Raw genomic sequence first — 26,704 nt, 5'->3', positions numbered from 1 at the left:
CGACCTGCGTCCACCACCGAAGCCCGGGGGCGGGCAAGCAGAAGCCAGCTCCCTTGGACTTCTACCGCAAGAAGGGCTACCGCACGCCCGCGCACAACCACCAGCCCGTGCCGGTCTACCAATGCCGGGCGTGTGGCCGGAAGTTCTCGGCCACCCTGGTCAAGCCCATTCGCCAACAGCACCGGCCAGAACTCAACCGGAAGATCTTCGCCTTAGCCGTGTCCGGAGCGAGCGTCAGGCGCATTGCCATCTTGGTGGGGTGTTCGCGGGATACGGTGTTGCGAAAGGTCGAATATTTGGCCCAGGAAGCCAAGAAGCAGCACACCAAAGCGATGGCGAAACTGGCCAAGGACGGTGGCACCGCTTACGTGATGATGGACGAGTTGGAGACCTACATCCACGCCCGATGGGCGCAGGTCTCCGTGCCGATTGCTGTGCGGGTGAAGACCGGCACCATCCTGGGGTTCGACATTGCCCGGCTATCCTCGAACATGAAGAAGGGGCAGCAGATGGGCTGGAACCAGTCCACCAGGCACCTGGCGGTGCCACGGCTGTTGAAGACGATTGCGCCTCTCGTGAAACCAGGCGGGACGATCGCCACCGATGGCGACAGTTCCTACGGCAAGTGGGTGTTCGCCCACCTGCCCGGGGTGAAGCACAGCAAGTTGAACAGTCCCAAGAAGGTGTCGGGCGCCTACGATCCGCTCCACGCCATCAATGTGGTTCACGCCAAGATGAGAAATGACCTGGCCCGCTTGGGCCGAAAGTCCTGGATGACCACGAAAACCGCTAGGGCGTTGCGGGATCATCTTTGGTTGTGGGTGGCTTGGACGAACCGCTATCCGTTGAGGTAGGCGATTGCTGGGCTGGCAGCCTTTCGTCAACTTTCACGCTCAATGCGGCCACCTCCGCCTCAACCTTCCCTAATCCGTGGTGGACATAGATTGAGCCTCCAATGATGGCTCCGCCCACAGCTATCACCCCCGCGAATATTACAGACACGATGGCTACAACCTGCCCGGTCGAAAACGAAATTTTGCCTACGGGAATGGAGTAGTCCTTCAACCCCGCCGCCACCCCCTCAGCAATCATCGCTTTTATGTCCAGCTTGTCTTGATTGGAAAGTGCCATTTCATTCTCCTCGATCCATTGTGTCAGGTGGTAGGGCAGAGGCAACGTGCCGAACCGCCAATCAAGCCAGTCAACAGCCTCAACCTTTTGTTTCCGTTGTGGAAGCACACCCCATTTGCTTGGTTGTGCTTGAAGTTCTTTGAGTAGACGCGGCCACCCTGATGTTTCTGTGATGAACCAAAGGGTTCCTTTCTGGAAACAGAGGACGCCATGCCTGTGGGTTTCGGGGTCGGGATCCACCTCCCACCCATATAGAGTGAGTAGGTCCACGATCTTGGCCCGCATGTCTTCGAATGACGCCACATGCCTGGCCAAGCGGCGATCGATCTCGGCCTGCTTGGCCTTTTCTTGTTCTGCCCTGCGGGCGTTTTCCTCATCAACAGAGCGCGCCACGGCATCCGCAATGAGACGGTGGCGATATTTTTCCAGGTCCAGGACAGGAGCCCGGCCCCTGCTAATAGGCGCCCGATAGGACGGATGTTGGATTGGTTCCAGTAGTTCGGCCGGCAATCCCATGCCGCCCCCCTTTCATTCTTTACGCCAACGCGACGCGAGGCCCTTGGTTTAGCAGGGCTTGACCGAATGGCAACGGGTGCAGGGAAGAAAAGGCTCATGAAGTGAACTGATCAAGGTGTTAGATGGATAGGGCGATTTGAGGCCTCGCAAACCGGGCCAGGTAGGAAGCAGGGCCATTACATCGCCCTCCGGGGGAATTCATCGTTCCTGGCTTCTGGCTTCGCAACGACAAACTCTTGTAGAAATTTCTTCTTTCCTTCCGTTCTTGCTGCCTCCAATTCACGATCCATGAGGTTGACGAACACCACCAGGGCCGCGGGATCATCCGAGAAACTAGCTTTGAAAAGGGGTGCGTCGGGATGTTCTTCATGCCACCGCACGCGCTCCGGAACTATTTCGGCTAGAGGTAGCCATGAGTCGTTGTACACCGGGCCGCGGAAGTACTCGAACTCTGTGGGGGGATCTATACAACCCCAGCGGCGACCGTAATCTTCGGATAGAAGGCGTCTTACATCGCTCAATGAAGGGTTCTTGAGGGTAATATCTCCATCCTTGAAGTAATGCGAAAGCACAGCCCTGATTCGGATCCGTGTGTCGCGTTTGCTGTCCTTCGCGATTTTTGGGTTGTCTGGATCCGGTGGGCCAATGTATGTGCTGAGCAAAGCTGCCACATAGATCTCTGTCAAATATTCTTTATTAATGCGTGCGCGACGGTTCTTTGCCAGCTCACGAATGAAATGGATGGTGTGAATGGTTGCCGCAGAAATGGCAAAGCCAATGATGATGGCAGTGATAATGTTCACATCGCCCTCCTGGACTCGCCAGAACTACCGGCGTTTGGCCTAGCCTCTTTTGCTACAACCGCCAGTTGTTCCCGACGTTCGGCGCTCATACGCTGCTCCGCCACCTGTTCCAGGTGATCAAACACCAGCCGCTCACGATCTTGTTCGGTTGCGGCCTGATGGGTGGTGTTGAGCGCTCGAGAAATGTCCTTGGCAATGTCTGGGGCAACGATTGCAAGTCGCTCCTTGACCGCGTTGGTCACGACTGACTTGCCGTTGCCGATGTTTCCAAAGGGGCCTGAGTGTGGAACATAGGGTTGGAAGATGAGACCATCCAGGTTGGCTCGCTTCAAGCGGCTGTCCAGTTCTTCCTGGGTGAGTTCTGACCACCTAAAAGGATTAACAGCCGCCAGCGCGCATAGGGCCTCATTCGAGGCTTCCTTGCTGATATCCGCCCCTGCCTTTACAAGGCGCCTGGCAATGGCTATGTGGCCCTTTTGAAGTGCCGTGGTAAGTGGGGGCTCGCACTCTGTTTCGAATTTCGATGTCGGAGGGTTGGGGGATACGCCCGAAGTAAGAAGTGATTCAACCGCTACTTCATCGCCGTTTCTGACGGCGTGTCGCAATGCGGAGTAGTCCAGAAATTTCCTCATGTCTTGCATTCTGCGGCGGTCTGGAATGAAGCAGATCAGATTGACAATCACCCTAAGCGCTCGATCAGAAAGCGAGATGGCCATTAAGGCGCATAGGGCAAGCAATAGGTAATCAATCCAAGACATGATCAGATCCCGCTGGTGTGTCTCCCCATCATGTGCGGGTTATCAAAATCGGCAAGCCCACTTTTGCGAGCCCGCCAGCAGTTCTAGTTATTCATGAATTCCCACTTGGTCCAGGCGCACCGATCACCGCGGATTGGGTTCGGCGCCGAGTTGCGGGCATAGACGTGGCTGTACGCCACATTGCCCACCCAGGAGCCATCGCTTCCGTTTTGATAGAACACGTCCAGGTCATTGGGCGCAGGCGTGGTGTAGTCGTACACGATCTTGGCCCGGTCGGCGGCCGTCAGGGGCGTGGGATACCCATTGGCGTCCAACACATCGGTGTAGCCGTAGACACATCTCGTCCCCTGCAGGCCATTGCCGAACCATCCACCGTTGAGAGAGTCGTCAATGGTCACGGAACCTGGCGTTGGGACCCATGCGCCCGACACCAGACGGTACTCACCGCAGCCCCATGAGGTAGGACGGCTGATCTGCGAGCACTGACCGTTGTAAGTGGCAGGAGCGCAGGTGTTGGAGGTCGTGGTCCAGGCACTGGTCCCAGTCCAGGCAGTCCAAGCGCTCCAGCCTGACCACACGACGGAACCCGAAGGCGTCGGGCACGACGCTGTCCGCGTTTGCGTTCTGACTTCATTTCGGCTCTGCGTATGTAAGCCGGTTTCACCCGCAGGGCAGGGCACAGCCTGCGTGGCGGTCCGAGTCTCGGTATTCGTCTCGGTGCTAGGCGATGGCACAACACACGCAGTCGAACAGGTCGCGCCCGCATTGGGCGTTGTGGCCATCGTGGGTGCAGCAGATCCACAGACCACATGGATGGACGCTTCCACCTGGGGGCTGGGGCACCACGACACGGTGCCACTGGATCCGGCACCGGCCGAAGCACAGAAGCGATTGACCGCGCCGTCCTGGTCGGTGTCGGGCCAACGCGGGGAGGGTGGGTCGCAGTTGGTATCCAGCCCCGAACTGTACGTGGACGGATCGACCGTATAGCCGCTCGGGTTGCACGTGAAGTTTGCTGAACCGGTGGTGGGGGCGATCGTGTCGGTGGCCGTAAACACCCCACCGCTGGCCACGGTGGTCGCTGTGCCCTGGGTGAACGTGCAGGCATTGCCTGCCACGGTCCAGTTGAACACGGTACCCGCTGGAATAGCGCAGACGGACGTGGGTGGCTCCACACACGCCGAAGAAGCAGTGGCCTCCCAGGCATTTTCGGCAATGCCGCCCCAGTTGGAGAACTCGCTTTCCCGATATCGAGCAGAAGGCCGCAGAGGGGTGGAAGGAATGCTGGCCTTGCACGCGTCAAACGTTGCACGCACGCCACCCCCCGGAATACCCCAACCGGCCGAACAGCCGCCGCCAACGCCGTCTTCGTACTCAATACTGCCACCGTCCAAGTTGCCCCAGTTCGGAGCGATCAAGGTTTGCTGGACATCCCAACGGCACCCCGTCGGCGGAGTGTGCTTGCAGCTGTCATTGATCAGGGTGAACTCTTCGTAATCCCATCCCCAGAATTCGTGCGCACTCCCACCCCAGCCGCTTTGCGAGCCGTTCGTGACATAGGTTTCGCCCACGTTGGCCACGCGCGACCACTCCGCAAGATCCAGGACGCCATTGGCACCACCGCGGCAATCGTCAAAGCCCGTAATGCCGTTGTCCCTTCGACTGGCGTAGCACCCGCCCGATACTCCATTGGCCACGTAGGCAATGGTGTAGTAGGCGTCGTGGGTGTCCATTACACCCCCATAGCGGTCGGTCATTTCAAGGCACCCGCTGACCGGGGCGCAGGTGTTCACCATCGCGCGGCGAGAACCTGTGTCCGCCCAGTCGCTCCAGTCGCCCACCGTGGGCGCTGGTAGTGCAGTCGTGCCCGCTGGACACTGGGTTGCGATATCCCGCGTTCTGACCTGTTCGGCTTCCCAGGTGATCTTGCCCGACTGTCCGGCTGGGCATGGGTCGGTTCGCCCGACCCACTGAAGCTGCGTTTCGGTCAGTACGTCCGTTGGGCAGGCGTCGCAGGTCCGGGCCCCTTCCAGGTCCCGGTACGGCTGCCATGCCGACCAGGATCCGGACTGCGTAGTGGCATTCACGCAACCGCGGAAACGGATCTGTGGCGTACCGGGGCCATAGGAGCCGGCGGGGCATTCCACCACACGGGTTTCAGGTATGGGGGTACAACAACTGGAGCCCCCATGGGAACAGGCGGCCGTACATGTATTGCTGATCGTGTGGGCGTCCGACCAGGCAGGCCACTGGGGCGCAACGCCCGTGGGAGCCGAACAGGTCGAGTAGCGCGTTCGCAGGATCTGTCCACCCTGGCCCGCAGGACAAGCGAAGGGCACAGGCCCTTCGGCCGACATCGTGCAAGGAGTTTCCGGAGCCCGGCAGGTATTGCCCGCAGGGCCCGGGACCTGCGTCCACGGGGTCTGGGTGCCCGCACAGGTGTCCTGGGTGCTTTCCTCCACGATATGACCCGTCTGCCCCGCCGGACACGCCGCCATGCGCCTGGTCGTGATCGACGTGCAGGTGTCGGGTGGGGCTGTGGGGGTTTGCTGTGGCGGGATGGCCGGCTCAGGTTGACAGGTGCTGTCGATCGTCGACCAGGCCGTCCACACCAACTCGTTGTCCACGCCCGTACAGGTGCCGTCTCGAACCTGCGTGATCGCACCCATCTGGCCTGGCGGACAGACCGCGTACGTGATCTCCCTCTGCGGCCTGCAGCGTGGCGCCACTGCACCCGCACCCGGCACGGAAGCCGCGATCGCCCGTGCCGGGGCGTAGTACACGAACACCACTCGACCGTCTCGAGCGCACAGCTCGGCCAATTGGTCGGGCCCTCCCGGACGGTCGTAGCGGTGGGCCACAAGGCCCGCGGCCCCATCATCCAGGCCGGACACGCCCACACGGACCTGATGGGCGCTCTTGCCCAAGGCCGAGGCCAGCCCCACACACTCGGCCGCTGACAATCCTTGGTAGGCCAGCCGGTAGCCGCCAGAACGAATTGCCGGGCCGCTGGGCTGTTCCACATCCCACACAGCCAGGTTCAACTCCCCATTGCCCACGCCCGTTGCCAGCGTCAGTACCCCATGCTCGGTACGCGTGAACTTCAAACCCGAGCGCTCCGCGCCCCGCAGGTCCAGGTAAGCCGCGCCATTGGTACCCAGGGCCGCAAAGTTGGGCTGGAGCTGGAACAGCCCATCCACCGTTCTGACCAGCTGTTCCACATGTCGCTGTTCCGTCTCCACGGCAGCAGCCACCCGTGCGCGACCAGCGAACACGAACAAGGCCACTGCTGCCGCAGCCACGATGGCACTCCACAGGAGGATCTCGATCAGCGTTATGCCGCGCTGGCGGGTGGGGTGGGACATGACAGGGATCCGACAAACTCCCTATCAAGGTAGGCAGGGTGTCGGGTCTGTCGAATCAGTGGGCCAGACTTTCGCGGAACGGTTCGCAGGATCTAAGCGAAATCCCGGATGGCCAGGGCGGTCAGCAACAGCGCAAAGAGGATGGTGTTATACGCCAGGTGGACGCGCGTGCTTTCCATCGTGCCGGCCTTCTGGTTGACTCGCAGGGCTGTATGTCGATTGACAAGCAAGAAGCCAAATCCGCCCAAGATCAGGGCGACGCCCGCATAAAGGGGAATTCCCATCGTTAGGTGAACCAGGCCAAAGGCGACGGTCATCCAGATATTCATAGGCCATGACCAGCTGGCGGCTTTGCCCCTGAACACACGTTCTTCGAACTCAGCGAGCAGTGGAAGCGTGAACCACATCAAGATGAAGAAGGGGTACAGCAGATAATGCATAAGGCCCGTGTCGTCGGGCGTGTCCATGAATGTCCCGCCTGCCAAAAAAGATCCGGTGCCGCCCACGTAGTACATCCAGCCATGCGTGGCCCACTCAGGTGAAACGGACTTCAAGTACCCGGCAGTCAGTAGGACTGCGACCAATAACGGCAGTGCGATCGCAAAATGCTTGAACCGCAATCCCGATACGATCCGCAACCAACGTTTACGGCGGTTGTAAGTGTCTTTGGCGTTCATCAGAACGATGACAACCAACAGCAGAGTCAGAATGCGAGCAATCGTTAGACTGGTCATGGGTGATGGAAAGAATGTGACCTCTCCATCTTGTTAGACTTGTCGCCAATCGCAAGTCAGCGTCTGCGTATCCTCCCGCAGATCTAGTACCTGACCCGCGAATTCCGCGGCCGGGTGGCCGCCAGGTCCTGGCTATGGCCACGCGCTTCACGTTCCGCCTTCATCTGCGCAGGGTGCTTGAACTGGACGGCGACCATTGCCCGGGCTTGCTCGGCGATTTCCAGGTTCATCACCGATCGATCCGCCGATAGGCGAAGGTTGGGGCTGGATACCTGCCGGGCATAGGCACGTGCCAGATCAGCAGGGCGTTCGCCTTGCAGGTTGCGCACGGACGGGTCAGCCCCATGGCGTAGCAGTTCGCCTACGGTGCGATCCAGCCCCTTGGCTGCGGCCAGGTGGAGCGGGGCGTTGCCGTCCTGGTCCTGGGTGTCCAGGTGGGAGTGGGGTGCAAGCAGTGCCACCAACTGGGCCTGGTCGTTCTGGGCCCGGGCAGTGCGCGCAGACGCGCCTGCGGCCACATGCAGGGCCGTCTGGCCCTCCGCGTTGGTCAGCGTGGCGTCGATGTTCCGGGACAGCAGCTTCTGTGTGAGCTGCAGGTTGCGGTCACCTGCAGCGATGTGCAGCGCCGAGTTGCCTTCCTCATCCACGGCGTTGATGTTGCCGTGTAGTGCCTCATGCACCACGCCCTTGATGTTGTCCCGGGCGTTGTGGAGGGTGATGTGTCGCTTCAACTGGCCCACGTGGTCGTCGGTCAGGGTCGGGGCGGGGCGAACCTTGCCTGCTGGCACGTGCTTCAACCCGGCTGCTGTCCCCAGCAGGTCCCGCTCCAACCCCGTGCCAGAAATCCCCTGGGCCTTGGCAAGCCGCGTGAGGTGGGGCACGGCCTTCTTCAACTCGGGCAGGGTTTCGGGGTAGTGCTTGGCCAGGCCATCCAACGCGGACTGGCACATGGGGATGATCAGCTCACGCCCCGACTTCTCGCCGGCCTGCCGGAACGTACGATCCCAGTCCACGTTGGCCAGGGTCTTGACTGCGTCCACCACCTGCTTTGCGTGCGTCTGCGGGTTCATGTCCCGTACCTCTTGCGGCGCAAGCTCGCGCCCCTGTGTGGTCTTGCCCGCGCCAATGGCGTAGTGGGCGGTGGCCAACACGGCGTCGCCTACACCCTGGACCGACCGCACATACGGGTCGTCCAGCTGGGCGTACAGCGCCAGGCGGTTGACCAGCTCTTGCTGCTTGGGGTTCAGGTTCATGGCCTTGGCCCGACTTTCGGACGCAATGGCCGGGGCGTAGTAGGACGTGGAGGCCAGATAGTGGCCTTCCCCCTCCCAAGGCGGGGCGCCTATGGCCATGCCGGTCAGCACGCCCCCGACGTGGCGGGTCATCTGGTCTCCCTGCCTGCGGCTATCTTCCGACGTGGAGGCAAAGGCCATGTGCCAGGCCTTGGGGTTGAATGCGTCCTGGATGAAAGCGTCCACGCGCCCACCGGCTTCTGTGGTGCCCTTGCCGTCCATCGAGAAGGTGGGTACGCCCGACTCAAAGCCCAGGGCGGTCTTTTCCGACGTCTGGTCATGCAGTCGGACTTTGTCCACACGGATGGGCGTGAACAGCTCTTGCCAGCGGGAGTCGAGCGACGCCTTGATGTCGTGTGGAGACACCGTCTCCCCGGCACGCAGCCGATTGAAGACCTCACGCAACGACCCGGCATTGGGGGTCAGGACCTCACCCTCCGGCCCCAGATCCCGCTGCGCCCAGCCCGAACGAATGTAGGCGTCCATGCGGGCGATGGCCTCGCCTTTCACGGTCTTGGACAACCCGTTCTCCGCGCCATGGATCCAGTCCAGGAGCGGGGCCATCGTGTCGCCTTCCCAGCCGTGGTTCGTCCGCGGTCCACGCGACAGCGCTGTGCGTGTGGCCGGATTGGCCAGGTGGGCCTCATGCGCCGCCGCCAGCCGCTTGGTCGTGGCCTGGGCTTCCGGGACCAATGCCACGGCCTGGGCGGAATTACGCAGGAAGTCGTCGCGGTCAGCGAACACTTCCGACACCATCCGGGCGCCCGCATACGACAACCCCACCTGGTCGCGAAGGTGTTCCTCGAACTTGCCTTCTGGCAGCTCATCACGGAGTTCGTCCAGCGCCCGACAGGCATTCCATGCAGCTACTTCGGCACGGTCCTGGTCGGCGTCAGCACGCGACAGGGCCAGGGCGGCCTGGTGGACAAGGTTCTTGGGTGTGCGCTTTGCCATTGTCTGGAGAAGGTGAGGGCCTATCCCCAAGGTGAGCGATTTGTCGTTTCTGGCAAGTTGCGAGATGTGCAGGGGTTCGCAACACCGGTCACGAGACGCCTTCAGGTGTCAATCCCACTTCCAAGGTTTTGGATTGAATGTGGTCAGGTGCCAGGTATAACAGCGATCGCATAGGTACACCCGCTGTAGCTTGCTGTGCTTGCCAGAGGGGTGGGATTTCAGCTTCTCCAGCTCGGCGAGGGCTGCCTTCTTGGTTAGGTGAGCCCTCTTCCGGCAGTTGCGCATGCGCTGTCCGGATGGAGAATTGATCTGTCGGATTAGTTCAACAGCGTCCTTGGCCCGTTGTCTTCGCTCACGTTCCTCGCGCAGCATTTGAAGTCTCTTGAAACCTTCCCGCTTCGATTGCCGGATCAACTGCTTTTCGGTAAGTGGCTTCCCGGTGAGGCTCACTTCGGCGTCCACTTCAAGTGATAAGTACCGCACGTCGTGCACTTGTAGGCGCCAGTGAAGGGACGCTTGCCCGGAGTAAGGCGCGCATTACGTTCGTGAAGGGCAGCTAGCGCGCTCTCGTAAGAGAAATACGCCCAACGGGTACAGCCGGTCTGGGACCGGTACTTGCCGAGCATTTCCGACTCGGATTTTGGCATGCTGGTCAGGTGCCACTGGGAACACGCATTGCAGCGGTACGCATGTTTGACGGGCGTACCGTTATGGATCAGTTGTGACATCCTCCGTTCGGCATGTGCCTTGGTTGGGAAAGCTGTCTTCGAGCAACGATTGAGTGACGCTTGACCCGACGCAATCAGTAGCCGATCCAACTCCTTGGAACTGATACTGTCGCTACTCCTCCGCTTGCGCCGCGGTATCCGTTCAAACGTCGGGCTCTCATCGAACGAGCCAAAGCGTGCCATTGCTTTCTCCTGGGTGGTAGTTCACCAAGGTAGAAAGGTTGTCGTCTCTGGCAAGGGGATATTGCGAAGAATGCGAACCACGCGACAGCCGTTCTAGTCGATACCCATCGCTGTCTGGACACGCTCACGAATACGCTTGGTTCGGAAGTCCGGCAGATATGCGGGCGGGCAAAACTTGCGGCATGAGCAAGTGTGCTTCTCGCCAAGGCGGCGTTTCACCACCAGGGCGCGTTTCTTGTTCAGGCGGTTAGGGTGGCGAAGGGTCATGTTAGTAGTTCGTGACCAGAACTTCGTTGGCCGCCCTGGCGCGTCCTGTCCCCTTGCTGTTGATGGCGCGGGTGGCATGGATCACCTGGATCCGGAATGGCTTGTACAGCGAATGGACGATTTCGGTATTGGAGTTCGACAGCATGAGTCGAACGCCGCGCCGGTCCAGCTCACGAAAGGCGTTGGCCAAGGCCTGTTGATCCTTCATACCAAACCCTGCTTTGGTGTAGCTGACGAAGCTGGCCGACGCCGTCAGGGGGACGTATGGAGGATCGAAGTAGACAAGATCGCCAGCCCGGGCCTTGTCCAGGACGTGTTCGTACCCCGAATGGATGATGTCGATGTGGGCATATCTCAGATAGGTTGACACAGCCCGCAGGTTAGCTGCGTCCACGATAGTAGGGTTGACGTAGCGACCAAACGGAGAGTTGAACTGCCCTGATTTATTCTCCCGGTACAAGCCATTGAAGCAGGTCTTGTTGAGGAAGATGAAGCGGCTAGCCCTGGTGATAGCAGACAAGCCAGACAGAACGAGCGCGCGCTGTGTATAAAAGTGTTCTTCCGTGTTCTGGTGGGTTGCCAGGTGGACAATTAGACCTTCCACATCGTCGCGGATGACCTGGTAGCAGTTGATGAGTTCGGGATTGATATCCGAGATTGTTCCATGGAGCGGTTGACGATGGAGGAAATATGCACCGCCACCAATGAATGGCTCGAAGTAACAATTGCCGGAGGCAAGTTCGGGTGCAGCTGCGTCCAGGACGGGAAGCAGTTGGTGTTTACCACCTACCCACTTTACGAAAGGGCGAACCTCGAACCGGACGAGTGGGGAAGTGTCTTGCTCGAGTAGAGATGAAGCAGAGGCAGAGTCCTGAAGCATTGAAGTGAGGTCATATGGGCCTCACCTCATCCTTAGCAGGTTGTCGTCTCTAGCAAGCAGCTATTTCTGGTTATGCGTATCCAAACAAAGAAAGCCCCCGGGAGAACCGGGGGTTTTCAGGCATGCTCGCGTCTCAGTATTCGCTTTCTAAGTCGACCATGAGTTCGCCCGTATAGCTGCCAACGGACTGCAGGAGTCCAGTCGGCTTGTGGACCACCTGCGAGGTATCGAATGGGGTCTGGCCATTCCCTGACATCGTAATGGACGGGCAATCGGTTTCATTGGGCAAGAGGGTGGGATTGCCTGGCTTGATGTCATAACCGTTGCTGATCGCAAGAAAGTTCATTGAAGGTTCTCAGTTGGGGTGTGCTTTCATCTTGTTCGATTTGTCGATATCCGCAACCCTGATTTATATATTCCACGTATCCCAACAAAGAAAACCCCCGGTTCAACCGGGGGCTTCTTGTCTTTCAGTCACACCTTGCGGTGTGCGTTTGCGATCAGAACGTGGAGGTCAGGTCGATCGTCAGGTTGGCGGAGTAGCTGCCCACCGGCGGCAACGCGCCACCCGACGGGTTGAAGATCACCTGGAACGGGTGGTAAACGGTCTGGCCCGTGCCTTGGCCGCCCACCAGGTCGGTGTTGCCCCAGGACTGGCCGGTTACGGTTTCGCGCAGCTCGGCTTCCAGGGTGGCGCCCGACGTACCGCTAATGGCCGTGAGCATGAAACGCCCTGCGCTGTCGGGCGTGGGCGTGGACAGCGAGTAGCCCGCGTCCTTGTTGCACAGCACGGCGATGTTGCCGGTGGCGGTCGTGGAGGTCACGTGGGTCGAGAAATCGCCGTGAACGGTATCGATGAACTGAATCTCGCACGTCGACGGCACCGTGGCCGTGACGGTCGTGGTGCCGGAGCTGTCGGCGAAGGCTGCCGGAGCGGTCAGGGCGGCCAGCATGGTCATGGCCAAAAGGAAAAGCTTCTTCATGAATGGAGGTTCCTGTAAGGGGAGGGGAATACACAACAAGGGCTGACGAAACCCTCGCCGGCCATATCTGCAAGTTAGGTGGCTTGTCGTTGCCGTCAAGGGGCGCAGACGACTTCACCCCCTTCTTCCGGCAGTACCAGTTCGCATTTCATGTGGGCGGTGGTCAGCGTGGCGCGGGTCGAGGGCTGTTCGAGCACCAACACCCCGCGTTCGGCCAGCCGGAAGGTTTCGCCCGCGTCACTTTCGACCTTCGCGCCTGCCGGGGCAAAGCCATCCCCCAGACGCACCACGAACTGGCGCACCGTGGATGGGGTCAGGGGGAATTCGACTTTCACTCCCCCCTGGCGTGGGGCCACCACCATGCGCTGGCTGTCGTCCACCTGCTGGTCGATCGGCAGCTGGGTGGCGTCGATGTTCACCGGGGTGGGCGTCAGGCTCGGCAAGCCCCGGATCAGGGCGGTGCCGCGCGGGTTGGTCGTCGTGGGGCGCGAGCTGCCCCGGACTTCCACGCCGGCCTGATGGGGGACTTCCGCGATGGCAAACGAGTCGTAGGGGTTGTAGCTGCGGCCGTTGATCAGGCCGCCTTCGCCCACCCACACCGAGTTGGTATAGCGGCCGTTGACCATGAAGGGCTGGTCCTGGCCCTTGCGGGCCTCGAGCGTGAGGTCGCCACCCCCCACGCGCGTGTCCACGCGGCCGTGAATGCGGGAGGTGTCTGCCCACGTGCCGCCCACCTGGTAGCGTACGTCGCGACCCGCCACGTCCGTGTGCCCGCTAAAGCTGGCCTCCACCCACGGCCCGACCTGGGGGGCGCTGCGAGCGGAGGCCATGACCGTGCCCGGACCCAAAGGCATGCGCAGGCCCACGAACACCTGGTTGTCGCCCGTGCCCAGGTCATGCAATGCGCCCACGAAGTAAGCAGACCGCCCGCGCCGATACGAGCCCGACACGCCCAGCTGCTGGAGCCGGCGGTCGTTGTCGTACTGGATGTCCGAATACGACACCTGGGCCCGCCAGGGCTGGTCCTGGGGGTGAAACGCCACGGCGGCCGTGGTCTGGGACTGGATCCGGAAGGCCCGGTCCTGCAACTGGGAAATTTCCCAGTAGTCGTCCGATTTCCTCGTGTGGCTGGCCGTCACGGACCAATTGAAACGACGTTGCTCATAGGCAAGGCGAAACGCCGAACCTCGCGCGCCATCTTCTCGCGAAGACGCCGACACATCGGCCTGCACCAGGCCGCCTCGCCCAAAGGACAACGTGTTGTGGAGCGTGAGGTTGTGCCCGCCGTCGTTTCCCACCTTGCCGGTTTGAGCAGTCGCGCCCAGGGTCCAGCGGTCGGTCAGGCCATAGCGGAAGGAACCTTGCGCGGCAAACCCCTCATAGTGGTCTTCGGTGGGGTTGGTGCGGACTGACCCAGCCGCCACATCCCACTCCTTGTTGCCACGGCGCAACAGGTCCGGGTGGGCATAAAACGATCGCGAGAACGATTGCTCACGCCCGAAGGCGTCGCGCTGGATGACCTCCACGTTGTTCAGGCCGGGCAGGGCAATGGAGGGCGCCAGCTCAAAAGGTCCCGACGACACCTGGCCCGTGGCCCGTTGGTGTTCATTGACCAGCACTTCGGCCGTGGAGCGGGTATCGGCCACTCCGCCAATCAGCGGGATTTCCAGGCCGGTGCCAAAGCGGGTGAGTTGCCGATCGGACCCCACCCGCACGCCCCCCAGCAAAGCCGGATCGTTCAAGCCGTTGGGGGCCAATCCCACGTCGCCCACCGCAAGCGAAGTGCCCGAACGCAGGAAGTCTCGCCGCCAGGTCGTCGTGCCGCGGAGGTATTCGCCCTGGCCCTCCACCCAGTTGGCTTGCCCCGTGGTGGTCAAAAGGCCCCCGGCCACATGCGTGCGGGCCACATGACCCACCGACACCCGCGTGTTGTCTCCGTCGTTGAACGCCGCCACGTCGTAGTCGACCATCACGCCCGTGGGCGCGGGGGAGACCTGGTCTGGAAGGGCGCGGACATACCCCACTTGCTTGGCCGCGCGCAGGCGGGCCGGAAGGGTCAGGCGTACCTCCAAGGTGGGTTCGTCGAACACCACCTCCACCCCCAGCTCCTGGGGCGAAAGGTGGTGTTTCCTTCGTAGCGTCTTGGGGATCACAACGCCCCATGCCTGCCACCGTGCAGCCGGAAACGACAGGGCGGCCGGGTCCAGCAACTCGGGTTCAGGGGCCACAGCCTGGCCGTCGACCACCAGCAACGCCAAGGTTTCCTCGGCGTGAACGGGGAGGGCGAACACCAAGGCCAGGGCCAGGACCAAGCAGCGCATGTCAGTCCACCGGCAACGACTGCGCTACACCTCTGGAGACGTAATGGACCTCACGGCCCGTGCCTTCCACTCGCAAACGGAACCGCTCGCCCGGAAGAACCAAGAAGTTGCCCGGAATGGGGTTGCCGGCAAACGACATCTGGGTCAGCGGAGCGGTGGCCGTGCCACGGTTGAAAAACACCAGATCGCTGCCTTCGCGTGTGACCGACAAAGCAGGCTTGGCGCCCGGCGGCACGAACACCCAGGGGTTGATGAAGCGCGGGGTGTAGTGAAGTTTGAACCCCACGCCGCCCGTGTCCTCCACAGACACAGGCTCCTCGCGAATGATCACGAGGTAAGCCTTCTCCTGAACAGACGCGGTCGTGGTGCGTTTCCAGCGCAGGGTTTGCGTTGCCCCCGGCTTCAACGTGACGACCGAGGACGGGTAGAACGCCAGATCCGCGCTGGCAGCCTGGATACGTTCGCCCGCAGGCCCCACGGACAGTCCGTCCACCAGGACCTGGTAGCGTTTGGCGGCCTGGCTTTCGTTGTGGATCCGCAAGGTACCCGTGGTGGCCGTGGCCTCCAAGGCCTGGCCCATGGGGCTAACGGAAGTGGCACCCGCTGGGAGCACCAGGCAGGCGAATAGAAGGACAAGTAGATACTTCATGGAAACCAGGTGTGTGGGTACCCATCCAAGCTATTGAACTTGTCGTAATTGGCAAGCCAGAGAGTGCGAGACCGCACGCAGATATGGGTCTTGCCAACTACGACAAGCCATGCAGAATGCGGGCATGACCATTTCCATTGACACCCTGCGCGACCTGGCGGCCGTCGATCCTTACAAGGAGACGGGGCCAAGGCCCATCTCGCCACGGGATGAGTTTCTGGCCCATCTGGACGCCGCCGGCATGCTGCCGTTCATGGCCCGGAAGAACCTGGCCCCATCCAAGGGCCAGGACGACCACCTGTGGTACTACCCCAGTCGCGATGGCAACGGCTATCTGCGCGCAGACATCATGGGGCGGGTGGACAGTACCAAGATCACCGAGGCGGCCATCAAGCGGGTGGCCCAGGATGACCAGGAGCTGGCCAAGGAGTTGAATCGTCTCCGCCAGGAGCAAGGTGGGGCGGCTGTCTTTCAGAGGATTGACGCCCAGGTCCGCCGACACGACCTAGCCCAGCTGGCTACGCCCAGGACTGCGGACTTGGCTTCAACTGATGAGTACATGAGCCAGCGCAACCGCGGGAGGGCAATGTGAGCCAGCACCATCGGAAAGAACTGATTGAGCAGAGCTTTGCTGCCGCCGAACGCGACGTGGACAACCAGATCCTGGCGGGCCCCCGGTGGGCCCGGGTGTTTGGCCAGGCCGGTAAGGCGGTAGGCCAGAAGGCACAGTTCAAGGAGGGGTTCGACTTCCAGGACTACACTGCGGCCGGCTTTCCCGACACAGCAGCCGAGTGGGCCATGAAGAACGGCGATCGGGTCCAGCAGGACCCTATCCAGGCCATGAGCGACTGGATCGACTCCTTTCCGCGAGCCCGTCAGGCGGTGGACACGTACTGTGCTGCCCGGGCCAAGGAAGACTTAGCTGGCCTAGCCCAGGGTGTACGTCCTGATGGATTGGCCTCACCTGATGAGTACATGGAGCGGCGCAACCGCGGGAGGGCGATGTGAGGTACCCATTGCACGACGCCATCCTGCGTGAAGACGTTGACGCCGTTCGGCTGGCAATCGCCAACGGATCAGATCCAGAAGAACCTTTGCGAGATGATAGGTCCTGGTACAACACCAAAACTCCCTTGGATCTAGCCGCCGCCATGCAAGATCCAGATAAGCAAGGTGTTGTGACGAGTTTGCTGGTGGAGGCGGGGGTGTGCGACTACGAGCATTCCCACATTGACTGGAAGCGTCCATTTGCCACCGCTCATGCTGGCCAGAAAACTGCGTTCCTTGACGCCGTGCGGGCAACACCTGCTTTTCAGAAGTGGGAGCGTGTTCATCGTTCGGAATGCGAGGTCGCGCTTTGGAAGGCATGCGAAGTAGGGGATCGGGGCAAGGTGAAAAGCCTGCTGGATCAAGGGATCAACCCTAACGCCGAGATCCCGGTCAAGGATGGACGCAAGATGATCACTTCGACACCACTGGAGGCCACGATCTCCCCGGAGGTCTTTGACCTGCTGGTCGCATATGGTGCAACGCTGCCCACAGATCCAGCCAGGCAATCACGAATGATGGTCATGCCTGCGCGGTTTGGCGCGCTTGGCGTGCTTGATCGACTGGATCAGATGGGCGTGTCGGCTCAACTGGGGCAGGTCAAGACGGGCGGGAACGAACCCCTTTGGGTTGCTGCGCACCATGGGCAGAGAGACGTTGTCGACTGGCTGTTGGCGCATGGCGCCGATCCCAACGGCGTCACAAAACAAGGTAGAACACGTACCGTCCCTTTGGACGCGGTTCTGGCTTCTGCGCGCCTCTCCCTGGACGACAAGATTTCACTGGGTCAACGCCTTATTGACGCCGGTGCTAAACCCGAACTTTCAGATACGCGATGGAAGTGGGAAGACAATCATCGTGGCCCTTTCTTGGCCGCAATGAAACAGCACCGGTTGGCTGGGGTGGCCCAGACCACCCGCAAAGAACTCGACCTGGCCACTCCCGACGAGTACCTGGCGCGGAAGAACCGGAGCCGCGGGAGGGCGATGTGAAGCCATCCGTTTGGATTCAGTCCGAACACATCGTCGACAGCACCTAGGGCGAGGACTGGTCCCGTGCCCTGGGGATGAAGCCCGTCAAAGCCCTGCGCGAAGCGCTGGCAGCAGGCGCTGACCCCAACGAGCACTTTCCCCTCCATCATGCGATAGAGCGTGGATCCATCGGCCAGGTGCAGGCGCTACTGACAGCCGGGGCTAACCCCGATCTGTTGACGAGCAAAGACCTGTTCAACCGACCAGGACTTGCACCACTTCACCTGGCTGTCCAGCGACGCGACGGCCGAATGGTGGAAGCCCTGATCAAGGCGGGGGCCAATGTAAACATCCGTGTGCCGGACAAGGTGGAAGTCCAAGGTCCAGATCACCATTGGACGGCCATTCCTGACGAACCCGGCCAGACCCCGGCCATGATGGCCGCCCGACAAGGCAACCGCCCCCTCCTGGACCGGCTGCGTGCCGCGGGCGCGTCCATGAACGGCGTGCTGCATGCGGCCGTTGTAGGCGAGAAGGAGGCCGCCTGGAAAGAAGATGTGAGACTGGGCCCGTTCCATGAGCGCGAACCGATGGTCAAGGCGCTACTGGACGAAGGGTTGGACCCCAACGCCCCATGCGACGCGCAGTTTCAAGCCTACCGCAAGCCTGGCCCTAGCTACGGATGGCGCAACCAGGGTGGAGAGGGTTACACGCCTCTTCACCTGTGCATGGACGACACCATGGCTGACGCCGCCTACGGTCTCGAACCCGCCAAGGCACTGCTGGCAGCGGGCGCGGACCCCAACCGCGGCAATGCCAGGGGCGATACCCCGCTGCACATGACGGAGAATGACGAGCTGGCCAGTGTCCTGGTGGAAGCCGGTGGCAACCCCCACCAGAAGAACCACGATGGGCAAACGCCCGAGGACACCGTGTACAACCCGGCGGTCAAGGCGCTGTTTCGCCAGTATCGACTAAGCCAGCTGGCCCAGGACTCAAGACCCACTACCGACCTGGCCACCCCCGACGAATACCTGGCCCGCAAGTCGCGTGGCCGGATGATGTAATCGTACGCACACGGGGACTTGACGGGGACGACAAATCGACGAGTCGTGCAGCTTGTCGTCCGCCGGTCAATGACCCCATGAGTCGCTTCTTCAAACACGCCTGCTTCATCGCCTTCTACCTGTACCTGATCTGGTTTTGGATGGCGTGGGGACCAATTCTTCTCCATAGCCGGCATTTGCCACCCGTGTATGTTTCCGGTCTTTTCACCTTCTGGCTGGGGGGAATATATTTCCTGCCCAGTGTTATCGGCGCACACCGGGGCGCAGCACACAGCACCCGCATTTCCATGATCAATGCGTTCCTGGGCTGGACGGGGATTGGCTGGATCGTGGCCCTTCTCATGGCGCTGTTCTACCGCCGCGTCTATTGACTTGCCAGAAACGACAAGGCCGATAGGATGATGGGACACACACCATCTTCCATTGCCATGCATTCATCCGCGCGCTCCCTGCACGCTTATCTCTCGCACCTGATGGATACCAGGCGCAGTTGTCAGCGCTGGCGTTATGACCCCCTCGCGCTGTTGCGCACGTTTCTGGACGACCCGCGCAACTCGCCCAACGACGCGTTCGGGCGCGGTCCTGATCCCTACAACTGGCAGGAGTTGTCCTACTTCGAGGCCTGGATCTGGACCCACGATGTCGATGGGCCCACCATGGCCTTGTTCCTGGCGCATGGCGCCGACCCCCTGGCCGGTGGAGAAGGGCAGTCGGTGGCCTTCCGCATTCTGAAAGGCTCCGATGATCCTGAGCCTATTGTCATGTTGCTGGACGCAGGTCTACCCCTCGACTGCGAGTGGGGCCATCACGGTTGGACGCTGTTTCACCAGGCCTCGAGCTTTCATTCGCAGGAGCGATCCAGCCGCATTCTGCCGGTCTTGGTCGATCGCGCCATACAGGCGGGGCGGCAGGACCTGCTGCAGGCCGTATCCCGGGAGCGGGTGGAAGATCTCGGCCAGACCCCCATGGATGTCGCATTGATGGGGTGGCACTGGGCCAGCATTCGGCTTCTTGCCAAGCATGTCCCCGTCACGGAGAACGTCCGCCGAGCGGCGGTGGCCAAGGGCGTGACCCTCTAGGCTCCTGGGGCTGGCGAGCCACAGCAGCACGGTCGCGCTCGCACGCAAGCCTGGCGGCTGGTCCGCGTTGCTACCCCCTGCCGGTGCGTTCGATCGGGGTGGCCCGTGCCTTGGGGTTCGCACACCCCAGGAGGCCAATATGAACCTCACCGCCCAGGACATCCACTGGATCGAAGGCGTCCTGTCCAACGACGAAGAGTCCACGGACGAAGAACTGATTGCCTACTTCCAGGCCAATGGCCTGACCGCCAGGCAAGCCCGCGACGTGGTCGCCCACCGTGCCATCTACCTCAACAACGTCGTCTTCCACGGGCAGGGCCCGCTGTGGGAGGCCCCGTAATGGCGCATTCGCCGCCAGGCCTGGGATGACCTTGCGCCGGGAAGATTTCTGACCCGCAAACGGGATGGCGGATGAAGACATCGTGTCCGATCCTGGGAGACACTGTGTCCGCCACCCGCGCGAACAGATCGGGCCGACCGCCAACCGATATCGCTCACCCTTGCATGGGGCTTTATGGAAGCGTGTTCTGGTGCGGCCGTGAAGCGTGCCGTCTACGGACAGGGTGGCAATCTCCTTACCCTTGGGGCCTGCGTGGCAGGCTCAACCCAAGGGGGCGTTGGTCATGCGCTGGCGCGCCTGCGCGGCCACCACGCGTTCCCGCACAGGGGCGGGTAGCTCCTGGACCACGACCTCCACCCCGAATGCCTGGGCCGCGTGTACTGCCCAGGACTTGCCCATGAGAAACGCTGCAGCGGCGTGGTCGACAAAACAGAACACGACCCGCCATTCGGGGCCCAGCAGCTTGCGCAAGTACGCCAGCTTGAACAGGTCGGCTCGCACCTTGTGCGCCTGGGCCGGTTTCAATGGCCCCACACGGGCGTAGACCTCCACGACCAGCTTGCGTTCCAGATCCACCCCATCTGGCGCAACGCCCACGCTAACCGGCAGCTTTGTGCCGGTTATGAACGAAACGCCCCACAACGTTTCCAGCGCTTGGAGCGTGGCGCGTTCGGCCTGGCGTTGGTCAGCACTGTCGGAAGGGTGAGCCATAGGCCCGATCTTACCCGTGTCATGGCGCTCCCGGGTTCGGCCCCGCTCCCTGGCACGGCCGCAGGCGGGCGCAAGCCTTGCGGCTTTTCCACTTCACTGTGCTCGCACAGTTCCGTTGCGCCAAGTGCACCCGCCCTGGCTCGCCCGTACCCGTGGGGTCTCCCACCCAGGAGACGAGCCATGACGATTTTCGAGCAAGACGTTGCAACCCTGCGGGCCAACGCCGACCCCGCCATGCTGGACCAGGTGGTGGGCTACTACGGCCCTGCCGACACCATCGAGCCGTGGGCTCACCTGGACCCGCTGCTATGGCCCGAGCTGTCCGATAACGAACCGTCCCGGCGCGAGCAGATCCCGACTGCCCTGGAAGAGCACGCCGCCGAGCTGGCCCGCTACATCGATCGCTACAACGACCTGCGGGAACGCCGCTTGGACGCCCTGTCGAACTACGACCTGGGCATTGCCTACCGACAAGCAGGTCCCGAGTCCGGCCTGTTCCAGGCCTTGGACGCGGTGCGCAATCACATCGGTCGGGCCCGGGCCCAGATCCTGTGGCTGCTGGCCGAACAGGTCCGGCTCACCCCGCCGCAACTGGCCCTGTTCTAGGCGTCACCGCCGGCGCCGCAACTGGCCCTCTTTTGAGGGCCTATGGCGGCTTTCGGGCCGCCTTGGCTATCCTTGGGATCATGACCCACACCCCAGCTTATGAGAGTGAGTACTGGACCACTGGCAAGGACCTGGCTATTGAAAGTCTTGGGATACACGACAAGCTGATGAAGGCTCCCCAGGTGCGGGAGTGGATAGCGGCCAAGGTCAAGCCCGAAGGACTGCTATACACCCAGGTCGCTGACTTCTGGCTGCGGATCAAGAAAGCCGATGGCCACGCTCGAAGAAGGGAACTGGACCCGCCCAACCCCTTCATCTATCGCGGCAAGAACAACGCTTTCCAAGGCAGGCGTGACCGGATCGAAGAATGGCACCGGGCGTGGATCCAGCGCATTGGGGTTCAAGCCCAGGTCGATGAGTTGGAAGGCAAGCAGGATCCGGTCAGCCACAGCCTTCTGAAAGAACTCCAGCAGCAACACCCGTGGTTGGTCATGATCACCAGCAAGCCCAAGCGGGGATACACCAAATCCATCGTGGGTTGGGCGCTCGGGCTGACCCCGGGCCTCATGGATCAAGCCTATTCCAATCCCGAAGACCTGGCCCTGGAACATTTCACGCTCGACGAGGCCCTGCGGCGGCCGTGGTTCGATCGGGATGAACGGGGAATGTGGTTGAAGATCCTGGGGCGGGTTCAGCAGTACGCCTTGGAAGAGCAGCGACAGACCTTCGACCGACAGTACGCCGAACTGGCCAGGCTGGCGCTGGCCGACCATGAAGTGGAAAGGCGGAGCGGCGAAACCGCCCAACCTGACTGTACGGAAACTCAAAGCCCGAAGATCGGACTTTAGCAAAAGCCCGAAAATCGAACTTTACTTATCCAGAAGAAGATCCTGTGAGGCTCGCTCGTAGCCTGCTGACCGCGCCAAACAAGGCCGCGGCTACCTGAATCTAAGCCCGGATACCGGGCGCAGGTTATGCAGGCCAGAAGATCACGCTACCTCCACCACAACGATGGAGGTTTCAATGATCACAGTACACATGCCCTCAACGCCCAACTCCCCGGTTGCGCAAGCCCCCGGGGCGATTGGCGTGCCTGTCGCGCTTATTCACTATCCCAGGATCCAGCCCGAACTCTCGACGCTGCAATGCGCCATCGCACGCCAGATCGAGCTGTCGGGGTTCTCGGTGTTGTTCTTTGACGAGCCCGACGGCAAGCCGGTCGTCCATGTTGCACTGAACGGGCACGTGGCATGCCTGACGATCCCCAAGGGGACTCGCTACTACGTCGCCAGCACGCTGCGCGGCGAACTTGTGCGTGTGCGCCAGGCGCTGGAGGTGGGCCGTGAGTGAGCGTGTCATCTACTGCCATAAATGCGGAAACACTGGTATTGAAGTTCTCAACTGGACGCGGTGGAACCCCGCAAGCGAGTCGTGGGAGTGCGTCGCCGTTAGTCGGGGGAGGCATGCCTATTGCGACATCTGCGAAGGGCGCGCGGCGACTTACGAAAGTGGGTCCCAAGAAGAGGCGCTTGAAGTAGCCAGGGCATGGATGGGTGAAGGAAGTACGCGCAGGCTCATCGAACTGTGTAATCAAGCCATTCTTGGCGCTGACGAAAAGGCGTTGCGTCTTCTGTCGAAGTTCGGCGCTGACCCCGACTTGAAACTGCCTGGACTTTGGCCGGCACGGCGATACGCCAAGCAGCACCGGGCGCGTTTGCCCCAGACCTGGGCCTGGATGGAACGTCAGCGTTTGTCCGAGGTTGCAAGAAAGCGAAAGGGTGAGGTGGAGGAAGCAACGGTGCGGAGGGCGATGTGAGTAAGTACGTTCACTACTGCGGAAATTGCGGCAGCCAGGATGTGGAAATCATGGTCTGGGCCATGTGGAACATCCAAGACCAGAACTGGGAATTCACCAGCGACGACGGCGTAGGCCCAACCTATTGCCATGAATGCGAAGTGCACGATGTGAGGGTAATTCACGGGACGGAGGATGAAGCATTGCAGGTTGTTGAGGCGGCACGGAAGCGACGGAGTGGGAATGAGGAAGTGGTACCGCAGAGGGCTCGCTAATGCGAATCGCTACGCAGAAAGCCGTGATCTGCAGTCCGAGGTCCGGGGTTGCAAAACAGCCAAAACAACCCCGGACTGCACAAAAAACCCCTGGAAAACAGCGTTGTGTCCGGGGTGTCCGGGGTTTGGGCCGTTTCAAAACTATTAGCGTGGAAAACATGTGTGCGTTGGAAGCACTGTTCTTGATTGCTCACATTTTTTCATTCAACCCCGGACACCCCGGACAGACCCCTAAAAACAAGGGCTTTTTCTCGAGTCCGGGGTTGCAAAACGGCAAAATGCAACCCCGGACGTCGGACTTTAGGGGTGGCGGGCGCGGATACATTGTATCCGCCGATTTGAAGGCTACGACAAGCCACGGACAGCCTCATTCGCCTCGTTTTGCTTGGGATCTCGCAGGTTTTGTATTCGCCTTATTGACGGGGTGGGGTCGTCTCGTAAGGTCGAAGGACTTCCCCGAAGAGATCGATATGAGCAAGCAAAAGAGTCGCGGTGGTCGTCCGCCGCTTTCCGATAGCGAAAAGTCTGTTCCCACCGTGATCCGGTTGCTTCCCAGTGTTCGCGACGTGATCCGGTCAGAAGCCGAGCGTCAGGACAGGACGGTCAGTGATTTGCTGCGGGAGATCGTCGAAGGGCGGGTGGTGCAGCTTCGACCCAAGCGCAAGGCGAAGGTGAGGCGGGAACGGATCCACACCGAGTCGGGCCAGCTTGCGAAGGTGGCCTGCAAATAAACAACCCCGCCGTTGGCGCGGCGGGGTCATCTGAAAAAGTCGGGGTTCCTGCCAGGGCTTCCCTGAACACAACACAAGGCGAGTCATGTCTGACAACGAGATTACGAATGAAGTAGCGGGTGGTCAAGCGTCTGCCCCTGTGGGGATCGATAGCCATCCCAAGTGGCAGAGGAAGGTGGTAGCCCCTCGCTCCATTGTGCCGCCTCGCACGACGGTGGCCGCACTTTCCCAGGAGGACCTCCAGCAGGCCATTCTGGCGGCCGTGGCCACCTTGCAGTCGGCCAACGAGACCAAGGCCAAGCGGGAAGCGCGCAAGCAGGCCAAGGTTGCGGCGTTGCCGCAGGCTGTCCAGAAGGCTGCCGCGGCCACGGGCCGCAAGCCTGGATCGCCTAGTCTCCCAAGTCTGTTCATCGACGACGTGGTGGCCGGCAAGCTGGGCGAATGTGCGGCTGAAGCCAAGGAGAACACCGTTCTGGTGCGTCGCTGGAACGGCTCATTCTGGGAGCTGACCACCGATATCGCGGGCAAGGCCGAGGCGATGGACTGGCTGCGCAGGTTCTTCCCCGACGCGGCCGGAGAATCCAAGTCGGCCGACTGCTGGAAGTCGTTGCAGCTCCACTTGTACAAGCACAATCGTTTCGCACCGCCCGAGCGTGACGAAGAAGTGGATGGGGTGGTGATCCCGCTGCTGGACGGCTATCTCCACGTCGATAGCACCTTTGCCACCCTCCGTGCACCGGACAAGGCGCTGGGGCTGACCTTCCAGGTCAAGAGCAAAAGCGGCGTCAAGCATGGCCAAGATTTCATTCCGTCGGCCGTGCCGGAAGACAGCTTGTTCGGTCAGTACCTGGCCACATCGCTGCCGGATCCGGAGCTGCGGGCCCTGGTCCAGGAGCAGTGCGCCATGTCGTTTGTTCCCAATACCCATCAGACGGTCGCTTGGTGGGTGGGTGAGGGTGGTGCCGGTAAGGGCACGTTGTCCAAGTTGATCGAGGCCTTCCACCACAAGGTGGCCACGCTGGACCTGCACAAGCTGGACGAGCCGCACCATCTGGAAGCCCTGGTCGACGCGTCGATCATCCGCGTGGATGAGGTGGCCCAAAAGGGCGTGTGGGGTGAGAAGCAGTTCAAGTCGATCGTGTCGGGCGACGTGTTCATGGTCAACCCCAAGCACAAGACGAACTACACCCACCGCACGACCGCCTACTGGATCATCACGACCAACCAGCCGCCGCTCATCCGCGACGAGTCCGATGGCGTGCGTCGGCGCATTATCCCGGTGCCGTGGCCGTCGTCAGCCCGCGAGCGCGGCAACAATGTCCGGAACCTGGACGCCAAGATCATGAAGCGCGAGTCCCACCTGGTGCTGGGCTGGATTGTGGAAGGGTTGCAGCGGTATCTGCGTCGGGGTGGCCCGGTGGAACTGCGTGACCTTCCGGCTCCGGTCAAGGAACTGATGACCAAAATCCATCGCCAGAACGACAACGTGGAGCAGTGGTTCGAGGAATGCGAGGTGGTGCCGGCCGAACCCAAGTACGGCTATACCCACACCAAGAAGGAGATCTACCAGAGCTACGTCCATTACACCGAGAACAACGGTGGGAACGTCTTGAAGGAAGAAAGCTTCTGGATTCGTTTCTGGCGTCGCCCCGGGCTGAAAGCGGCCGGCGTGGCCGAGTACAAGGGCACGGCCAAAAACGAGATGGGCGAAACGGTCCGGGTCAAGGAGATCCGCAACCTGGCACTCACGCCCAAGGAAGTGGCCACCGTCAAGAAAGACCAGTTGGTCGAAGAAGTGATCAGCCGCGGAAACTTCCGCGTGGAGCGCCAGGCCCAGACGGTGGTGGACGACCCGTTTGCCGAGCAGCCCACCGAGCGCCAGGAAGTTCGGGAAGACACCATCCCCGAGTTCACCCCGGCCGAGTTGGAGGAACTGGATCGGCTGGAACGTTTGTCTCGGCTCAAGCGCTAATGCAATACTCCGGTCCTGCATTGCCGGAGACGACAAATGACGAAGTCTGTCATCGACACCGAGTCCGGGCGGAAGACCGCCCGGGTCTCGCCCAAGGTGGCCAAGCGGATCGACAGGGTGGTGGAACATCACCAATCCATCGATCTGCGCCAACCTCCCAGGTCCTGGACCCAGACCCCGGATCGCGAACTGGTGGACGCCGACCTCATCGAACTGATCCAGCGCTACGAGGCGGTGGCGCCCTACCTGTCAGCCCCGACGGTCAAGGCGCTGCGCCGCATGCTGGTCAATCATCCCTACCTGCGCTTGCGCGGCAAGGAAAACGACGCCGAACCCAACTACAGGCTGCCCACGGGCAAGAAGTTTTACTGGGGCGGCGTTCGCCGGCTGGCCGACGGCACACTGCGCCCGGGTGGGGTAGGGCGCAAGCCCCAAGTCCTGGAAGAGTACGAGCGGTCGCCGGCGGGCCAGAAGCGCTTGGCCGCGGGTGAGCCGACTTTCCTTCCTATTGAGTAGTGGTTCGCACAAATCGGGTTGCGTATGAAA

General features: G+C 61.4%; 28 protein-coding genes. 15 read left to right on the top strand and 13 right to left on the bottom strand.

The genetic code is table 11. The annotated features are described in order from the left end of the window. The first annotated feature begins 53 nt into the window (after window positions 1-53). The gene (locus FD678_RS10305) at window positions 54-854 is read left to right on the top strand and encodes a hypothetical protein (protein WP_140722576.1); all 801 of its coding nucleotides are present in this window, start codon (window positions 54-56) and stop codon (window positions 852-854) included. Here the strand turns inward: FD678_RS10305 and FD678_RS10300 are convergent. The 12 genes from FD678_RS10300 to FD678_RS10250 all read right to left on the bottom strand — a co-directional run bounded on the left by FD678_RS10300 (window position 790) and on the right by FD678_RS10250 (window position 15,495). Further along, a complete protein-coding gene (locus tag FD678_RS10300; RefSeq protein WP_140722573.1) occupies window positions 790-1,647 on the bottom strand; it encodes a hypothetical protein in 858 nt (285 codons plus the stop codon). The two genes, FD678_RS10305 and FD678_RS10300, sit on opposite strands and share 65 nt — an antisense overlap. A 176-nt stretch (window positions 1,648-1,823) precedes the next feature. Then, a complete protein-coding gene (locus FD678_RS10295; protein WP_140722570.1) occupies window positions 1,824-2,450 on the bottom strand; it encodes a hypothetical protein in 627 nt (208 codons plus the stop codon). Then, entirely contained in the window at window positions 2,447-3,208 is a 762-nt protein-coding gene (locus FD678_RS10290) for an ankyrin repeat domain-containing protein (protein WP_140722567.1), read from the bottom strand. Before FD678_RS10290 ends, FD678_RS10295 begins: the two co-directional genes overlap by 4 nt. 83 nt (window positions 3,209-3,291) lie before the next feature. Further along, complete coding sequence (locus FD678_RS10285; RefSeq protein ID WP_140722564.1) at window positions 3,292-6,573, bottom strand: hypothetical protein; 3,282 nt, start codon at window positions 6,571-6,573, stop codon at window positions 3,292-3,294. Window positions 6,574-6,665: 92 nt separating this feature from the next. Beyond that, window positions 6,666-7,307 carry a hypothetical protein gene (locus tag FD678_RS10280; protein WP_140722561.1) on the bottom strand — a complete coding sequence of 214 codons (642 nt, stop codon included), beginning with the start codon at window positions 7,305-7,307 and terminating at the stop codon, window positions 6,666-6,668. Window positions 7,308-7,390: 83 nt separating this feature from the next. Then, on the bottom strand, window positions 7,391-9,553 hold the full coding sequence (locus FD678_RS10275) for an ankyrin repeat domain-containing protein (protein ID WP_140722558.1): 2,163 nt from the start codon (window positions 9,551-9,553) through the stop codon (window positions 7,391-7,393). Between the two features lie 446 nt (window positions 9,554-9,999). After that, on the bottom strand, window positions 10,000-10,281 hold the full coding sequence (locus FD678_RS20215; protein ID WP_177497718.1) for a hypothetical protein: 282 nt from the start codon (window positions 10,279-10,281) through the stop codon (window positions 10,000-10,002). 451 nt (window positions 10,282-10,732) lie between these two features. Next, on the bottom strand, window positions 10,733-11,611 hold the full coding sequence (locus tag FD678_RS10270; RefSeq protein WP_140722555.1) for a DNA adenine methylase: 879 nt from the start codon (window positions 11,609-11,611) through the stop codon (window positions 10,733-10,735). Window positions 11,612-11,744: 133 nt separating this feature from the next. Further along, window positions 11,745-11,957: a hypothetical protein gene (locus tag FD678_RS10265; protein ID WP_140722552.1), complete on the bottom strand. Its 213-nt coding sequence runs from the start codon at window positions 11,955-11,957 to the stop codon at window positions 11,745-11,747. A 154-nt stretch (window positions 11,958-12,111) separates the two neighbouring features. After that, entirely contained in the window at window positions 12,112-12,594 is a 483-nt protein-coding gene (locus tag FD678_RS10260) for a spore coat protein U domain-containing protein (RefSeq protein WP_140722548.1), read from the bottom strand. A 95-nt stretch (window positions 12,595-12,689) separates the two neighbouring features. Further along, complete coding sequence (locus FD678_RS10255) at window positions 12,690-14,915, bottom strand: fimbria/pilus outer membrane usher protein (protein ID WP_140722545.1); 2,226 nt, start codon at window positions 14,913-14,915, stop codon at window positions 12,690-12,692. A 1-nt stretch (window position 14,916) separates the two neighbouring features. After that, window positions 14,917-15,495 (bottom strand): hypothetical protein, encoded by a 579-nt coding sequence (locus FD678_RS10250; protein WP_140722543.1) that lies wholly within the window; start codon window positions 15,493-15,495, stop codon window positions 14,917-14,919. Between the two features lie 193 nt (window positions 15,496-15,688). Between FD678_RS10250 and FD678_RS10245 the strand changes: the two genes are divergently transcribed. The 7 genes from FD678_RS10245 to FD678_RS10215 all read left to right on the top strand — a co-directional run bounded on the left by FD678_RS10245 (window position 15,689) and on the right by FD678_RS10215 (window position 20,068). Continuing rightward, on the top strand, window positions 15,689-16,156 hold the full coding sequence (locus tag FD678_RS10245; protein ID WP_140722541.1) for a hypothetical protein: 468 nt from the start codon (window positions 15,689-15,691) through the stop codon (window positions 16,154-16,156). Next, window positions 16,153-16,572, top strand: a complete 420-nt coding sequence (locus FD678_RS10240) for a hypothetical protein (RefSeq protein WP_140722538.1) — start codon at window positions 16,153-16,155, stop codon at window positions 16,570-16,572. The genes FD678_RS10245 and FD678_RS10240 overlap by 4 nt, the downstream gene beginning before the upstream one ends. Window positions 16,573-16,580: 8 nt before the next feature. After that, window positions 16,581-17,603 carry an ankyrin repeat domain-containing protein gene (locus tag FD678_RS10235; RefSeq protein ID WP_140722533.1) on the top strand — a complete coding sequence of 341 codons (1,023 nt, stop codon included), beginning with the start codon at window positions 16,581-16,583 and terminating at the stop codon, window positions 17,601-17,603. Window positions 17,604-17,677: 74 nt separating this feature from the next. Then, a complete protein-coding gene (locus FD678_RS10230; protein WP_140722530.1) occupies window positions 17,678-18,649 on the top strand; it encodes an ankyrin repeat domain-containing protein in 972 nt (323 codons plus the stop codon). Between the two features lie 77 nt (window positions 18,650-18,726). After that, window positions 18,727-19,020, top strand: coding sequence for a superinfection immunity protein (locus FD678_RS10225; protein WP_218569638.1), 294 nt, complete (start codon window positions 18,727-18,729; stop codon window positions 19,018-19,020). A 57-nt stretch (window positions 19,021-19,077) separates the two neighbouring features. Further along, on the top strand, window positions 19,078-19,728 hold the full coding sequence (locus tag FD678_RS10220; protein ID WP_177497716.1) for a hypothetical protein: 651 nt from the start codon (window positions 19,078-19,080) through the stop codon (window positions 19,726-19,728). A 139-nt stretch (window positions 19,729-19,867) separates the two neighbouring features. Then, on the top strand, window positions 19,868-20,068 hold the full coding sequence (locus tag FD678_RS10215; RefSeq protein ID WP_140722524.1) for a hypothetical protein: 201 nt from the start codon (window positions 19,868-19,870) through the stop codon (window positions 20,066-20,068). Window positions 20,069-20,329: 261 nt separating this feature from the next. Here FD678_RS10215 and FD678_RS10210 read toward each other — a convergent pair whose 3' ends face one another. Beyond that, entirely contained in the window at window positions 20,330-20,779 is a 450-nt protein-coding gene (locus FD678_RS10210) for a hypothetical protein (RefSeq protein ID WP_140722521.1), read from the bottom strand. Window positions 20,780-20,959: 180 nt separating this feature from the next. Here FD678_RS10210 and FD678_RS10205 point away from each other — a divergent pair, with 180 nt between their 5' ends. The 7 genes from FD678_RS10205 to FD678_RS10180 all read left to right on the top strand — a co-directional run bounded on the left by FD678_RS10205 (window position 20,960) and on the right by FD678_RS10180 (window position 26,674). Continuing rightward, window positions 20,960-21,385 carry a hypothetical protein gene (locus FD678_RS10205; RefSeq protein ID WP_140722518.1) on the top strand — a complete coding sequence of 142 codons (426 nt, stop codon included), beginning with the start codon at window positions 20,960-20,962 and terminating at the stop codon, window positions 21,383-21,385. 80 nt (window positions 21,386-21,465) lie between these two features. After that, window positions 21,466-22,233 carry a hypothetical protein gene (locus tag FD678_RS10200; protein ID WP_140722515.1) on the top strand — a complete coding sequence of 256 codons (768 nt, stop codon included), beginning with the start codon at window positions 21,466-21,468 and terminating at the stop codon, window positions 22,231-22,233. A gap of 175 nt (window positions 22,234-22,408) precedes the next feature. After that, complete coding sequence (locus FD678_RS10195) at window positions 22,409-22,735, top strand: hypothetical protein (RefSeq protein WP_140722512.1); 327 nt, start codon at window positions 22,409-22,411, stop codon at window positions 22,733-22,735. After that, window positions 22,728-23,201 (top strand): hypothetical protein, encoded by a 474-nt coding sequence (locus tag FD678_RS20210; protein WP_177497714.1) that lies wholly within the window; start codon window positions 22,728-22,730, stop codon window positions 23,199-23,201. Before FD678_RS10195 ends, FD678_RS20210 begins: the two co-directional genes overlap by 8 nt. 724 nt (window positions 23,202-23,925) lie before the next feature. Continuing rightward, a complete protein-coding gene (locus FD678_RS10190; protein WP_140722509.1) occupies window positions 23,926-24,186 on the top strand; it encodes a hypothetical protein in 261 nt (86 codons plus the stop codon). A gap of 214 nt (window positions 24,187-24,400) precedes the next feature. Continuing rightward, entirely contained in the window at window positions 24,401-26,158 is a 1,758-nt protein-coding gene (locus FD678_RS10185) for a DUF5906 domain-containing protein (RefSeq protein ID WP_177497712.1), read from the top strand. A gap of 36 nt (window positions 26,159-26,194) precedes the next feature. Then, a complete protein-coding gene (locus FD678_RS10180; protein ID WP_140722503.1) occupies window positions 26,195-26,674 on the top strand; it encodes a hypothetical protein in 480 nt (159 codons plus the stop codon). The last annotated feature ends 30 nt before the right edge of the window (window positions 26,675-26,704 follow it).

The sequence above is a fragment of the Pseudomonas sp. Hp2 genome (genome assembly GCF_006386585.1).
In the GTDB taxonomy this organism is placed as follows: Bacteria; Pseudomonadota; Gammaproteobacteria; order Xanthomonadales; family Xanthomonadaceae; genus Pseudomonas_S; species Pseudomonas_S boreopolis.
Note: the sequence above shows the minus strand (reverse complement) of the source record. Positions and strands in the feature narration are given on the sequence as shown.